Origin of the sequence: Rhodococcus sp. BE178 (assembly GCF_050433545.1) — a bacterium.
GTDB lineage: Bacteria > Actinomycetota > Actinomycetes > Mycobacteriales > Mycobacteriaceae > Prescottella.
Genome location: NZ_JBNPXA010000008.1, coordinates 173,760 through 186,804 on the forward strand (window position 1 = coordinate 173,760; position 13,045 = coordinate 186,804).

At 68.1% G+C, this 13,045-nt stretch carries 13 protein-coding genes; 1 reads left to right on the plus strand and 12 read right to left on the minus strand.

Annotation, left to right across the window (positions count from 1 at the left end; genetic code table 11):
- Window positions 1–170: 170 nt before the first annotated feature.
- From J2X34_RS16235 to J2X34_RS16255, 5 genes are all read right to left on the minus strand, one after another.
- Entirely contained in the window at window positions 171–1,376 is a 1,206-nt protein-coding gene (locus tag J2X34_RS16235) for an acyltransferase family protein (RefSeq protein WP_429518350.1), read from the minus strand.
- The gene (locus J2X34_RS16240) at window positions 1,373–3,250 is read right to left on the minus strand and encodes a hypothetical protein (protein WP_429518352.1); all 1,878 of its coding nucleotides are present in this window, start codon (window positions 3,248–3,250) and stop codon (window positions 1,373–1,375) included. Before J2X34_RS16240 ends, J2X34_RS16235 begins: the two co-directional genes overlap by 4 nt.
- Before the next feature lie 595 nt (window positions 3,251–3,845).
- Window positions 3,846–4,199, minus strand: a complete 354-nt coding sequence (locus J2X34_RS16245) for a histone-like nucleoid-structuring protein Lsr2 (RefSeq protein ID WP_114723429.1) — start codon at window positions 4,197–4,199, stop codon at window positions 3,846–3,848.
- Between the two features lie 131 nt (window positions 4,200–4,330).
- The gene (gene lysS, locus J2X34_RS16250) at window positions 4,331–5,842 is read right to left on the minus strand and encodes a lysine--tRNA ligase (protein ID WP_429518354.1); all 1,512 of its coding nucleotides are present in this window, start codon (window positions 5,840–5,842) and stop codon (window positions 4,331–4,333) included.
- An 11-nt stretch (window positions 5,843–5,853) separates the two neighbouring features.
- A complete protein-coding gene (locus J2X34_RS16255) occupies window positions 5,854–6,381 on the minus strand; it encodes an anthrone oxygenase family protein (RefSeq protein WP_429518356.1) in 528 nt (175 codons plus the stop codon).
- 81 nt (window positions 6,382–6,462) lie between these two features.
- On the opposite strand from J2X34_RS16255, the gene J2X34_RS16260 reads away from it, so the two are divergent.
- Window positions 6,463–7,419: an AraC family transcriptional regulator gene (locus tag J2X34_RS16260; RefSeq protein ID WP_114723431.1), complete on the plus strand. Its 957-nt coding sequence runs from the start codon at window positions 6,463–6,465 to the stop codon at window positions 7,417–7,419.
- A gap of 34 nt (window positions 7,420–7,453) precedes the next feature.
- Here J2X34_RS16260 and J2X34_RS16265 read toward each other — a convergent pair whose 3' ends face one another.
- The 7 genes from J2X34_RS16265 to J2X34_RS16295 all read right to left on the minus strand — a co-directional run bounded on the left by J2X34_RS16265 (window position 7,454) and on the right by J2X34_RS16295 (window position 12,972).
- A complete protein-coding gene (locus J2X34_RS16265; protein ID WP_114723432.1) occupies window positions 7,454–7,876 on the minus strand; it encodes a rhodanese-like domain-containing protein in 423 nt (140 codons plus the stop codon).
- Window positions 7,873–8,448 (minus strand): cysteine dioxygenase, encoded by a 576-nt coding sequence (locus tag J2X34_RS16270; RefSeq protein WP_429518359.1) that lies wholly within the window; start codon window positions 8,446–8,448, stop codon window positions 7,873–7,875. The genes J2X34_RS16265 and J2X34_RS16270 overlap by 4 nt, the downstream gene beginning before the upstream one ends.
- Window positions 8,449–8,610: 162 nt before the next feature.
- A complete protein-coding gene (locus J2X34_RS16275; protein ID WP_429518361.1) occupies window positions 8,611–9,420 on the minus strand; it encodes a type III pantothenate kinase in 810 nt (269 codons plus the stop codon).
- A 3-nt stretch (window positions 9,421–9,423) separates the two neighbouring features.
- Window positions 9,424–9,846 (minus strand): aspartate 1-decarboxylase, encoded by a 423-nt coding sequence (gene panD, locus J2X34_RS16280; RefSeq protein WP_114723435.1) that lies wholly within the window; start codon window positions 9,844–9,846, stop codon window positions 9,424–9,426.
- Window positions 9,847–9,862: 16 nt separating this feature from the next.
- On the minus strand, window positions 9,863–10,813 hold the full coding sequence (panC, locus tag J2X34_RS16285) for a pantoate--beta-alanine ligase (RefSeq protein ID WP_429518363.1): 951 nt from the start codon (window positions 10,811–10,813) through the stop codon (window positions 9,863–9,865).
- Window positions 10,814–10,820: 7 nt separating this feature from the next.
- A complete protein-coding gene (locus J2X34_RS16290; protein WP_114723437.1) occupies window positions 10,821–11,747 on the minus strand; it encodes a Rossmann-like and DUF2520 domain-containing protein in 927 nt (308 codons plus the stop codon).
- 145 nt (window positions 11,748–11,892) lie between these two features.
- A complete protein-coding gene (locus J2X34_RS16295) occupies window positions 11,893–12,972 on the minus strand; it encodes a DUF6779 domain-containing protein (RefSeq protein ID WP_429518365.1) in 1,080 nt (359 codons plus the stop codon).
- Window positions 12,973–13,045: the final 73 nt, after the last annotated feature.

The window sequence follows — 13,045 nt, forward strand, 5'->3', positions numbered from 1 at the left end:
ACCCGTCAAACGTGCGGAGTCAACCTGCTCGAAGTCTTCAACGCCGCAGGTGGCGGAATCGTTTCCCGCCGGCTGTACGCCTGAAGCGAACACTTCCGCAATGACCGCCGACACAGGGAATCGGCGAGGTTCGTAACGGTGATCCCGCTGGACGGCGCGTCGCGGCACCGTCAATCGACTCGACTGGGAGTAGCCCGGGTCGCCGCCGCGTCGACGTCGGGCACCGCCGAGTCCACGACGGATGCGCGCCGGGTGACGGTCATCGCCCGCCGCTCCGCCCGCGGGCCGGTGGGCAGCACGCGTTCCAGCGTCCGGTGCAACACCCACGCGATGGGGACGGAGAAGGCGACGGTGACGATGAAGACGCCCACGGTCGAGCCCTGGAAGGTGCGGTAGCCGAGCATCTCCATCACGAACTCCATCACCACGAGGTGCACCAGGAACAGTTCGTACGAGATCTCGCCCAGCCACACCATCGGTCCGGACGCGCACAGCTTGCCGAGGGGACCGGGCCGGTCGCCGATCACCAGTGGCGCCATCAGCGACATCGCGAACAGCAGGTAGAGCGTCGATTTGGTGACGGCCTCGGTGACGTCCATCGGGATGATCGTCGCCTCGCCCGCCAGCGGCGTGCATGCCAGCAGCAGGAAGTACAGCGCCAGCAGACCCATCGCGTACGGGTTGCACCGCTTCACCGTCAGCGACGCCACCGCGAGCAGCATGCCGCCCGCGAACCACGCGATGAATCCCGGCAGCCACAGCCGTGCGGTGTACGTGAGGTCGGTGTTGTGCGTGATCAGCGTCCACAACGGCGTGATCGCGACGACCACGAGCAGCGCGATCGCGAGCCGGACCGGATGCCACGAGCGGCGGCAGACGACCACGACGAGGAACCACCCGAGCACCGGCAGCAGCAGATAGAACGTGGCCTCCACCGCCAGGCTCCACATCTGGGTGAGCCCGGTGTGCAGGTGCCCGGTCCCGTAGATCTGGGTGAGCGTCATGTTCCGCGCGAACCCCGACCAGCCCAGACCCGTCTCCCCCGGCTCCCGGAACAGATAGATCACGTAGGTCGCGACGACGGTGATCCAGTACGCCGGCAGGATCCGTCGGACCCGGTGCCACAGGTACGTGCGCGCCGACGGCAACTCCTGCTGCCCGGCCGCCGCCCGTAGCCACGGACGGAAGAGCAGAAAGCCCGACAGCGCGAAGAACACCGCGACGCCGATCTCGAGGCGGGAGAACGCGCCGCCCGCCAGGTCGTTCGTGTACCGGCCGGTCCAGAACGCGGCGTGCGCGCCGACCACGAGCAGCGCGGCGACCGCGCGCAGGCCGGTGAGCGACGCCAGATACCCGGCGTCCCCGTCCGTTCTCACGAGCCGGACCCCGCAGCCGGGACGACGGCACCGACCGGACCGGCTCCGACGCACAGCGCCAGTCCAGGATTCACCGGTTGCACGCGCACCGCGGTGCCGGGGCCGAAAAGCCGCACGAACACCTGGTTCAGCCCGGCCTGGACGGGGACAGTCACAGCGTCGGCAGCCGGGCCGCTGCCGCTGAGCCCGACCTCGATCGTCCCGTCGGCGCTCGCGAAGTAGTTGAGCTGGGCGGTCCACTCCCAGTCGATCAGCGGGCCGTCGAGCGGGATGTCGGTGGCGCCGTCCTCGACGCGGTAGCCACAGCCCGGCACCGGCCCCTGACCGATGTTGCGGATCGACGTCACGGCGGCGGGGATCAGCCGGCCGGAGTCGTCGAGGAGTTGCAGGTAGTTGGTGGACCGGCCGAACTCGGGGCGCTCGTCCAACGGGGCGAAGATGTGGCTGGTCGTGTTGTGCGGGTACGCGACGGGCAGCAGCACCCAGATGGACACCGGCTGATCCAGCAGCGGCGAGCCCTGATTCGCGGCCAGCGAGGCGCGGGCGTTCGCGAGGTAGTCGACGGTGGGGTTGTCGCGCCACCGCTGGACGAACGTGAACGTCGACCACACACTGCTCACGACGAACAGGACGGTCAGGGCCAGCGCGACGACCGCTCGTCTCTCCGGCTTCTGGAGCGCAGCCGGGGTGCGCAGCCGAGGATTCTCGCGACGCGGTGCGCGGACGATCAACGCCCAGCCGATCGCGATGACGACGGCACTGTCGGCGACGTAACGGAGCGTCTGCGCCAGCTCGTAGGCGGTACCGGGACCGGACCGGGTCAGCACCATCGCCGCCTCCGACGCCGCGACGTAGGCCACCAGCGCCAGCCACACCGCACCCGTGCGCTTCCGGCACAGCAGCGACCACGCCAGCGCCGCCAGCAGCACCGCCCAGGCGAGCACGACCAGGACGGTCGGCGGCGTCGCCCACGGCGGGCTCGGCGGCCACCGATCCCACGCCCACGGTCCGCCGAGCAGTGTCGGCACCAGGCCCAGCGACGTGCCGTGGTGGGCGAGGCCGACGGTCTGCGCCGGACTCGGGACGACGAACCTCGACTCGGTGAAGTACAGGTACGCCGCCGCCCACAGCGCGGTGACGGCGACCAACGGAATCCACAGCACCCGACCCCGGCGCCACGCCGAACGCAGCGGCCGCTCGATTCCGTCCAGCCGGAACAGCAGCACCACGGTCGCGAACGCGACGATCGGCACCAGCACCGATTTCTCGAAGAACGCCAGCGACAGCGCGGTCACCACGGAACCGGACACCGCGAACCGGACGCGTCCGGTCCGACAGAGCCGGATCGCGTCGCCCGCCACCCAGGCGAGGGCGATCTGCATCGGCAGCGAGTTCAGTCCCGCGGCCCACCACGCGAACGACGGCAGGGTCAGCGGAGAGAACAGGTAGAACGCGAGCGGCAGCAGCACGATCGGGCGCATCCCGAGCAGCAACCGCAGGACGCGAAGGACCGCGAGCGACGCCAGCAGTTGCAGAAACAGCAACATCAACGCAGGGACCGCCCAGGTCAGCGGTGCCACCGTGGTCGCGAACCAGGCCGCCAGGAACGCGGCAGGCATGAAGTGACCGTCGTGGTCGTAGAACAGGAACTGCCCCGACAACGCCGGGTACTGCCCCGAGCGGCTGATGAGGATCAGGTCGTCCCAGTAGAAGTCGCCCGAGAAGGCGACGATGCCCCGCACCACCATCTGCAGGGCGACCATTGCGGCGGCCACCGCAACGACTCGTCGGGAATCGAGCAGCCACCTGGGATTCCGCGTCGGTGTGGGCGAGTCGATCTCGTCGCCGAGGCCCGCCTCCGGAACTGCTCGCACCCGCACACGCTCCTTCCCGTCGGCCCGATCGCCGGAGCGGAACCTTACTGACGCAAATTAATGCGAGTCTGAGGAGCCGCCGGAGTGCTGTGCGAGGTGCTTCAGCCTCCTGTGATCGGTGCGACGAACTGGCACGGAATCGGACGCGGGCGGCCGCGGTCCAGCGCATTGAGCATGCGCGCCGCCATCGACTCCGCGGCGATCGCCGCATGCCCACCGTAATCGGTGCCCCGCCGGCGTGTCCTCTGCTCGATCGGCTTCATTCCGTCGAACGCCGGAATCGACCAGGAGAGATCGGCGAATGGAACGGGAGGAAGCGAGAAGACGCAATATTCCTCGGTCGCCGGGGGCGGGGCATACGTGGCCCCATTGTCCGGGCCGGTTCCCCCCGGTGCCGTGTACCGGCACAACCGGATTCGGATGACTGTCGAGCGGATTACGCGACGAGTGGTTCGATCCCGGCCCGGACCCACCCGGATTGTCCAATATCGAAGGCACTGCGTCGGTAAACAATCGCCTCAGCCGCACATCGCGGACACTAGCAGCGCGCCTTTACACGCGGGGCCGAATCGGCGGAGGCGACGTCCGGCCGTAATCAGTGCGCCTTGTTGTACGCCTCGGTGATTTCCGCCGAGATTCGACCGCGAGAGGACACCGGATAACCGTTCCGGCGTGCCCATTCGCGAATCGCCGCACTCTGCTCGCGGTCTACCGAAACACGCGACGAGGTCGCACTGCTACTGGAAGTACCCTTGCCGCCACGACGACGAGCCGTCGCCTTGCGGGCATGCGAAACCCAAACATCCAACTGTTCACGAAGCTTCGCGGCATTCTCCGAAGACAGATCGATCTCGTACAGAACCCCATCCAGGCCGAACTCGACCGTTTCATCGGCAGTGGCGTCCTGATCGACGTCGTCGATGAGCGTTACAGTGACCTTCTTTGCCATGGGGTCAATTCCTTCCGAATGACGCGACGTTGCTCAGACGCGATGCGCCCCAGCCGGTAACACGAATGCAATCGTACCCCTGAATCACCAAAAGTGATGACTCGGCAATAGGAGCGAATTGAAACTCCCGGTCAGCGCGCGCTCGGTCGGACAATTGGGAACAAGATGGTTTCCCTGATTCCCAATCCGGTGAGTGCCATCAGCAGACGGTCGATTCCCATGCCGGTTCCGGTCGTCGGCGGCATACCCTGCTCCATCGCCGCCAGGAACTCCTCGTCGAGAGCCATCGCCTCGTCGTCGCCGGCCGAGGCGAGACGCGCCTGATCGACGAAACGCTCACGCTGAATGATCGGATCGACCAACTCCGAATATCCGGTGGCGAGTTCGAATCCGCGGATGTACAGATCCCACTTCTCCGTGACACCCGGCAGGGTGCGGTGCTGGCGGGTCAGCGGCGACGTCTCGACCGGGAAGTTCCGCACGAACGTCGGCGCGTACAACTGGTCACCGCACTGGTGCTCCCACAGTTCCTCGACGAGCTTGCCGTGGCCGTATCCCTTGTCCTTCGGGACCTCGAGACCCACCTTGGCGGCCAGCGCCAGCAGCTCCTCGACCGTGGTGTCCGGGGTGACCTGCACGCCGATGGCCTCGGACAGCGACGGATACATGTCCATCGTCTTCCACTCGCCACTGAGGTCGTACTCGGTGCCGTCCGCGAGGGTGACCACCTGCGTGCCGAACGCCGCCTGCGCGACCTCCTGGACCAGCTCGCGGATCATCTTCGCGGAATCGTCGTAGGTGCCGTAGGCCTCGTACGTCTCGAGCATCGCGAACTCCGGCGAATGCGTCGAGTCGACGCCCTCGTTGCGGAAGTTGCGATTGATCTCGAAGACCTTCTCGATGCCGCCGACCACGCAGCGCTTGAGGAACAGCTCGGGCGCGATACGCAGGTACAGGTCGATGTCGAGCGCGTTGGAATGCGTCACGAACGGGCGGGCCGCGGCGCCGCCGTGCAGCGTCTGCAGCATCGGCGTCTCGACCTCGAGGAACCCGCGCCGCTCGAGGGCATTGCGCAGCTCACGAACGACGGCAACACGCTTGCGGGCGTTGTCCCGGGCCTCGGGGCGGACGATGAGGTCCGCGTAGCGCTGACGCACGCGGGACTCCTCACTCATCTCCTTGTGCGCGACGGGCAGCGGACGCAGCGACTTGGCCGCCATCTGCCACGAGTCGGCCATGACGCTGAGCTCACCGCGACGGGAGCTGATGACCTCACCCTGCACGAACACGAAGTCGCCGAGGTCGACGTCGGACTTCCACGCGGCCAGGGCCTCTTCGCCGACGTTGGCCAGGCTCAGCATCGCCTGCAGCTGGGTGCCGTCGCCTTCCTGCAGCGTCGCGAAGCAGAGCTTGCCCGTGTTGCGCACGAAGATGACACGGCCCACGACGCCGGCCTGCTCACCGGTAGCGGTGTCGGGCTCCAGATCGGGGTACTTCGCGCGCACCTCCGCGAGGCTGTGAGTGCGGGGAACGGACACCGGGTACGGCTCCTGCCCCTGGGCAAGCAGACGCTCCCGCTTCTCGCGGCGGATCCGGAGCTGCTCGGGGGTGTCGTCTACTGGCTGGGCGGGTGCTTCACTCACGGGATACAAGACTATAGGGCGGCATCTGCCGAGCGTGTGGCCGGTAGCGCGGCAGCGATCGCGAGCACCACGCCGGATGCGAAGTAGAGGCCGACCCGGACGTGATTCCAGAGCGTCCATCCGGTTCGGTAGCTCTGCCAGGCGGCCGCGTCGGCCAGGTCCGCCGACGCGAACGCGTCGTTGCGCGGAACGTGGTAAATCGCGGTGACGGCGAAGGCCGCGATCGTCCCGACGACACCCACCAGCACCAGGACCCATCCTGCGGGGCGGGCGATCACAGCCCACACGCCGCAGACCGCGGCGGTGAGCGCGGATCCCATCAGCGGAACCATCAGTGCACTGCGCGGAGCCGCGACGTTGATCGCCTGCATCGACTCGATCGCCGAGGGCACGGGGATCGAACTCAGCGCGGGCATCACGAACGCGGAGAACGCGAACAGGGCCCCGCCGGCGATCACGGCGCCCAGCGCGGTCACTCCGACGAGGATCTCGAAGGCGACTGCTCCCGACGACGACGTGCTGTCCGCTGTTGTGGTCATGAATCGATACCACCGCAACAATGCGAGACGATCCATGGCGCAGCGTCGCAGAAACATACTCGAGCGTCTACCGTCGCGGGCATGGACGCACTGTCGATGGTGCTCTCCGACTCTCGGGCGGAGGGGGCATTCCTACTGCGCTCGGTGCTCGCTCCGCCGTGGTCGCTGCGCATCGAGGACCACGCGCCGGTGACGGTAGTGGCACTGCTCCGGGGATCCGCGGTCGTCGTCTCGGATACCGGCGCCGGCGCGACTCTCACACCGGGCGACATCGCACTCGTGCGCGGACCCGACGCCTACACGGTCGCCGACCGCCCGGACACGCCGCCGCACGTGATCATCGACGAGAACCAGGCCTGCCACACTGCCGCCGGAGCACCGGCCATGAGGATGACCGACCTCGGCGTCCGAACCTGGGGCAACGCGCTCGACGGCCCGACCGTGATGCTGACCGGCACGTACCGGCTCGACAGCTACCTCAGCCGGCAACTGCTCGACTGCCTCACCCCGATCGCGGTGGTACCGCGCAGCACCGACACCGAACCGATGACCGCCCTGCTGGCGCAACAGATCACCTTGGACAGTCCCGGCCAGAGCGTACTGCTCGATCGGCTGCTGGACCTCGTCCTGATCGCATCGCTTCGGGAATGGTTGGCCCACAACTCATCACGGTCACCGAACTGGATCGCAGCCTACGACGACCCGATCATCGGGAACGCCCTGCGGCTGATCCACAACCAGCCGGAGCAGCCGTGGACCGTCGAGGGCCTGGCCCGCGAATGCAACTGTTCCCGAGCCGCTTTCGCACGACGGTTCTCGGCGCGCATGGGCGTCGGGCCGGTCGGCTACCTGACCGGATGGCGCCTGTCCGTCGCCGCGGACCTGCTGTCGGATCCCGGGCGGACGGTGTCGTCGATAGCCGCCGCGGTGGGCTACTCCAGTCCGTTCGCGCTCACCGCAGCGTTCACCAGACACCACGGTGTGAGCCCACGCGAGTTCCGCCGCCGGCCGAATGTCACACGCGTTCAGTCCAACTGAACGTATGTGACATTCGGCCGAGCGGCCGGTGACCTCAGTGGGCGGAGACCGTCGCCAGCTCGCGGGCGCAGTGACGCTCCCCCATCAGCGCGCCGAGCAGACCGGCCGACTTGATCGCCTTGTAGCCGCCGACGAGGTCGGTGGCCTTGTTCAGCCCGAGCTGCCGCAGCGACGCCGCAGCCAGGCTGGAGGTGTACCCCTCGGAGCACACGATCACCCATTCGACGTCGTGGTCGACCGCGAGCGCCAGGTGCGCGCTGCTGGTGGGGTCGAGTCGCCATTCGAGGACGTTGCGTTCGATCGCCAACGCGCCGGGCAGCGTGCCCTCGAGCGCGCGCTGCGCCTGCGGGCGGATGTCCACGAAGATGGCGCCGCGCCGGTAGGCCTCGGTGAGTTCGAAGACGTACATGCGGTCGATCTGCGAACGAGCGTCGTCGAGCATCTGGTCGATGGTCACTTGGAGCCCCCTTCGGGCAGATCGGTCAGCTCGGTGCGGGTGCGGCGCAACGCCCCGCGATCGGTGACCTCGTAATAGGAGATGGCGGTGAGCGGCGGCGAGTACGCGTGCACGCTCAGCGTGGGTTCGGTGGCGACGGTGACCGGGCCCGGAGCCCGCATCACGTCGTGCACCCATCCCAGCGGGAACGACGCCTGGTCGCCGGCCTCGAGGGTGCGGCGACGCAGCTCGCCACCGGTCCAGCGGTACTCCGCGAGGTTGCCGCTGAGCACCGTCAGAGCCCCGAAAGAGCCTGCATGGTCATGTAATTCGATGGACCTGTCGGGTACCCAGCTGATCAACCAGACGTCGACGTCGTCGTCGGCGTAGAGGCGGGTCGACCACCGCTCCCGCGTCGGGAACGCGCCCGGCAGCAGGTGGTCGTGACGGCCTTCGAGGACGTCGGAGGCACCCTGGTCGGTGATACGCAGCAGGTCGGCGGGGCGCAGACGGGAGGGCGGCGCGGCATCGAAGCGGCGAGCACCGCGGTCGGAAGCAGACGTGAAGACGTCAAAAGAATATGCAGAAAGCATGAGTAGAGCTCCAGGAAGTGGAATTGGTCAAGGCAGCGTTCAGCCTCGACAACACTCCTGGGCACTCATGCAACGGGACACGTCGAACAGTGTGACACAACATCAGCAACGACGGAAGCCCGCGGAACCGTGGACGCGCAGTGACGCCGGTTACTCCGGCGCTCAGACCTCGGTGCGCCGTGCGCGTCGGGCGAGGTTGCGCTCGTACACCAGCCGCAGACCCTCGAGCGTCAGATCCGGCTCATGATGCTCCACGGTGGCGCACTCCGGCATGATGAGCGGCGCGCTGTCCCCGGTCGCGATCACGGCCACGTTCGAGCCCGCGAAAGCGGTGAGTTCCGAGCGCACCCGGCTGACCAGACCGTCGACCAGGCCGGCGAACCCGAAGATCGCCCCCGACTGCATGCACTCGACCGTGTTCTTGCCGACCACCGAGCGCGGCCGCACCAGTTCCACCTTGCGGAGGGCTGCCGACTGGGAAGCCAGTGCGTCCGTGGAGATCTCGATCCCCGGCGCGATCGCCCCGCCGAGGAACTCCCCCTTCGCGGAGACGACGTCGACACACGTCGAGGTGCCGAAGTCGACGACGATGCACGCACTGTCGTAGAGGTGGTGCGCGGCCAGACTGTTGACGATACGGTCGGCGCCCACTTCCTTCGGATTGTCGACCAGCAGCGGGACACCGGTCCGGACACCGGGTTCCACCACGACATGCGGCACGTGATCCCAGTACCGGCCGAGCATCACCCGGATCTCGCGCAACACCGACGGCACCGTCGACAGCGCGGAGACTCCGGTGACCTGTTCTGCGTTCACGCCGAGCAGTCCCCGGATCTTGAGCGCCAACTCGTCGGCGGTCAACCGGGGATCGGTACGCATCCGCCAGTCCTGCACCAGCTTCGAGTGCGAACCGCTGCCGGTGAACAGCCCGAGAACGATGTTGGTGTTCCGGACGTCGACGGTGAGGAGCACCGTCTACACCAGACTGGAGAGCATCCGCGGGGTGATCAGTCCGGAGCCCTCGGGCGCGTGCGCCGGATCCGAACCGAGTTCCACCGGCTTGTTGTCGGCATCGACGAACACCACGCGCGGCGCGTACTCGCGAATCTCCTGCTCGTCCATCACGCCGTACGCGATAAGGATCACCAGGTCGCCCGGGTTCACCAGATGCGCTGCGGCACCGTTGATCCCGATGACACCCGAACCGCGCTCGCCGGTGATGACGTACGTCTCGAGGCGGGCGCCGTTGTCGATGTCGACGATCGTGACCTGCTCACCCTCGAGCAGGTCGGCCGCCTCCATCAGATCCTGATCGACGGTCACCGATCCCACGTAGTGCAGGTCCGCGTGCGTGACCGTGGCACGGTGGATCTTCGACTTCATCATGGTGCGCAGCATCTTCGGCCCTTCGGTTTCAGTGGAAGAGGAGGTCGTCAGTAGCCGGATCGCCCGGCTGGGGGTCGCGCTCGAGGAATCCGGTTCCCACCGCGACGCCGACGTTGTCGATCAGTCGAGTGGTACCGATGCGGGCGGCGACGAGCAATCTGCCGTCACCGCGCTCGGGAGCCGGGCCGAGGTCCACGCCGCGCACCTCGAGGTAGTCGACCTCGACGCCGGGAACGGACGCGAGCACGTCGCGGGCGACGGCCAGGATCCCCTCCGCACCGCCGGCGGCCGCGTGGGCCCCCGCGACGAGCGCAGCCGACAGGACGGTCGCCAATTCGCGCTGCTCCGCGTCCAGGTAGCGATTGCGGGAGGACAGCGCCAGGCCGTCCTGCTCGCGGACGGTCGGCACGCCGACGATCCGGACGTCGAAGTTGAGGTCGCGCACCATCTGCCGGATCAGCGTCAGCTGCTGGTAGTCCTTCTCACCGAAGTACGCGGCATTGGGCGCCGCGATCTGCAGCAGCTTCGCGACGACGGTGAGCATGCCGGCGAAGTGCGTCGGGCGGCTCGCACCCTCGAGCTCGGCGCCGAGCGGACCCGGCAGCACCGTGGTGCGCGGGCCCTCCGGGTACATCGCCTTCGCGCTGGGCGCGAATACCAGCTCGACGCCCTCCGCGCGCAGCAACTCCAGGTCCGCGTCGAGGGTGCGCGGGTAGGCGTCGAGATCCTCGTTCGCACCGAACTGCAGCGGATTGACGAAGATCGACACGATCACGACCGCACCGGTCAGCTTCGCCTGGCGGACCAGCTCGATGTGCCCCGAATGCAGAGCACCCATCGTCGGGACGAGCGCGACCTGACGGCCCACGCCCCGCAGCGCCTTCGACACCCGCGTCACGATCGCGGGGTCGTGGTGCACGGTCAGTTCGCCGCGCTTGTATCCGCCCTGCAGTGCAGAAGCTTCGGTCACAGTGCCCATTCCCTGCTCATTCCCGATCATCGAGTACTTCCATCAGTTCCGGCTTGGCCCCCGTGCGCTGCGCCGTCCGCAGCGACAGGGCCCGATATCCGGCGGCCAGTTGCGGGTCGACGTCCCCGAGCACCTCGAGGTGCTTCGCGACCGCCGCCGCGTCCCCACGCGCCACGGGCCCGGTCAGTGCCGACTGCCCGCGCCGTAGCGCGTTGTCCAGCGCCGCCGACAGCAGCGGCTGCAGCACCCGCTCGGGCAACCCGTTGGGCTCGTCGCCGACGAGTTCCTGACCCATCAGTTCCTGCCCCTCGAGGGCCACCCGCAGCGCCGCGACCGCGTCGACGACGAGCGTCACGAGGTGATTGCTGCCGTGCGCGAGGGCCGCGTGATAGAGCGGGCGGACGTCCTCGCGGACCCGCACCGGCTCGCCGCCGATCTCCAACACGAGGGACTGCCCGATCGCGTAGCCGATGTCGTCGGCCGCAGTGATGCCGAAGCAGGCGTCGGACAGACGCGCGGTGTCCTCGGCGTGACCGGTGAAGGTCATCGCGGGATGGATCGCGAGCGGAACGACGCCCTGCGCGGTGAGCGGCTCGAGAATCCCGATGCCGTTGGCGCCGGAGGTGTGCACGACGATCGTGCCGGGGCGCACCGCTCCGGTGGCGGCCAGGCCGTTGATCAGGCCCGCGAGCTCATCGTCGGGGACGGCAAGAATCAGCAGTTCGGCGCCGGCCGCGACGTCGGGCACCGGCAGGATCTCGGTGTCGGGAAGCCGGGTCTCGGCACGGAGGACGGACGCGTCGGACACCGCGGAACAGGCGACGACGATATGACCGACCCGCTCGAGCGCGGCGCCTACGGCAGTTCCGACCCGGCCCGCCGAGACGATTCCTACCGTCAATCGTGCAGGCGCAGGCCCGTTGGTGATCCCGAAAGAGGTCACACTTGTCCTCTCGTTCGTTCCAGTCCCGCTCGGCGGGTACCAGACGTTCTGCGGAGAGAATAGCCCCGCGCGAAGACACGCCGCCACGGGCTAGTGACGTGATCTACAGCTCACTTCACGACCGACAGCCGCGGGACCTCGACGATCACTCGGCGCGGCGACGGCGACGCGGCTCGGCGTCACCCGAATCCGCCGACTTCATGTTCGCCATGATCTCGGCGACCGACAGCCCATTCGAGTGCGCGCCCCCGGCGTCCCCGGCGTCCTCGGCGCGGCGACGCGACCGCCGCGACGCGGGCACTTCGCCGCCCGCGTCCGCATCGGCGTCGGCCCCGGTGTCGGGATCCGGAACGAGAGTGGGAACGGGTGCGGGCTTCTTCTCCTGAACGCGCTCCTGGACGGCGGGGGCCGGCTTCCGCTCTTCTCGCGTGACTCGCTCGACGGGCGTGGCCCGCTCGACCGGCTTGACCCGCTCGACCGGCTTGACCTGCTCGACCGGCTTGACCTGCTCGACCGGCTTGACCTGCTCGACCTTCTCGGCCCGCACGACCGGCTGCGGCACCACCGGCTCGGCAACCTCGTCGACCTCGACGTCGATCGGCTCGGGTGGAACGACCGATGTTTCGGCGGTCACCGGATCGTCGTACGGCGACGCGAACGACGGCCTGTTCGGTGCCGGCCGCGGGGCGTTGTTCCGCGCCGGTGCCTGAGCGCCCGGCCGGAACAGGCCCGGCGCCGACGGCTGAGGGCCACCTGCCAGCTCCTGGACCCGCATCGACTCCGCGCGCAACGCCACCCGCTCCTCGGGCAGGCGTCCGTCGAACAAGACCTCGAGGTTCTTGCGCAGCGCCGCAAGCTCTTCGCGCAACGCGGCGATGTTCTCGGCCTCGGCGCCCAGTTCTCCACGAACCCGGGCCTCGACGCCCAACTCGTACTCGCGGCGAGCGCCGATCTCGCGCTCCAACTGCAGCTCGTACACCTTCTGCAGGTCGCGAACCTTCGCCTTGTCGAGGGCGGATTCGCGCCGGTACTTCGTCATCGCGATTGCACCGAGTGTCGCGGCCCACAGCGCGATCACCAAACCGACCCGCAGCAGCTGGACGCTTTCGCTGAAGATCATGAACAAAGAGGCGGCGACGGCGAGCACAACGAGACCTGCAATGATCATCTGGCTCGCACTGCGCCGGTTGCGGCGTACTGACTTGGCGCGACCCGGAACCGTCATGCAGATCAGGGTAGCCGCACTCAGAGGGAACCTCCGCCCGGACACATCCGGGCGCCAATCCCGTTTGTCCGGT

Excerpts from the sequence above, each read along its gene's own strand:
- panD (WP_114723435.1), bottom strand. The coding sequence starts at position 9,846 with ATGCTGCGCACCATGATGAAGTCGAAGATCCACCGTGCCACGGTCACG.
- J2X34_RS16295 (WP_429518365.1), bottom strand. The coding sequence starts at position 12,972 with ATGACGGTTCCGGGTCGCGCCAAGTCAGTACGCCGCAACCGGCGCAGT.
- J2X34_RS16255 (WP_429518356.1), bottom strand. The coding sequence starts at position 6,381 with ATGACCACAACAGCGGACAGCACGTCGTCGTCGGGAGCAGTCGCCTTC.
- J2X34_RS16245 (WP_114723429.1), bottom strand. The coding sequence starts at position 4,199 with ATGGCAAAGAAGGTCACTGTAACGCTCATCGACGACGTCGATCAGGAC.
- J2X34_RS16270 (WP_429518359.1), bottom strand. The coding sequence starts at position 8,448 with ATGCTTTCTGCATATTCTTTTGACGTCTTCACGTCTGCTTCCGACCGC.
- panC (WP_429518363.1), bottom strand. The coding sequence starts at position 10,813 with ATGGGCACTGTGACCGAAGCTTCTGCACTGCAGGGCGGATACAAGCGC.
- J2X34_RS16260 (WP_114723431.1), top strand. The coding sequence starts at position 6,463 with ATGGACGCACTGTCGATGGTGCTCTCCGACTCTCGGGCGGAGGGGGCA.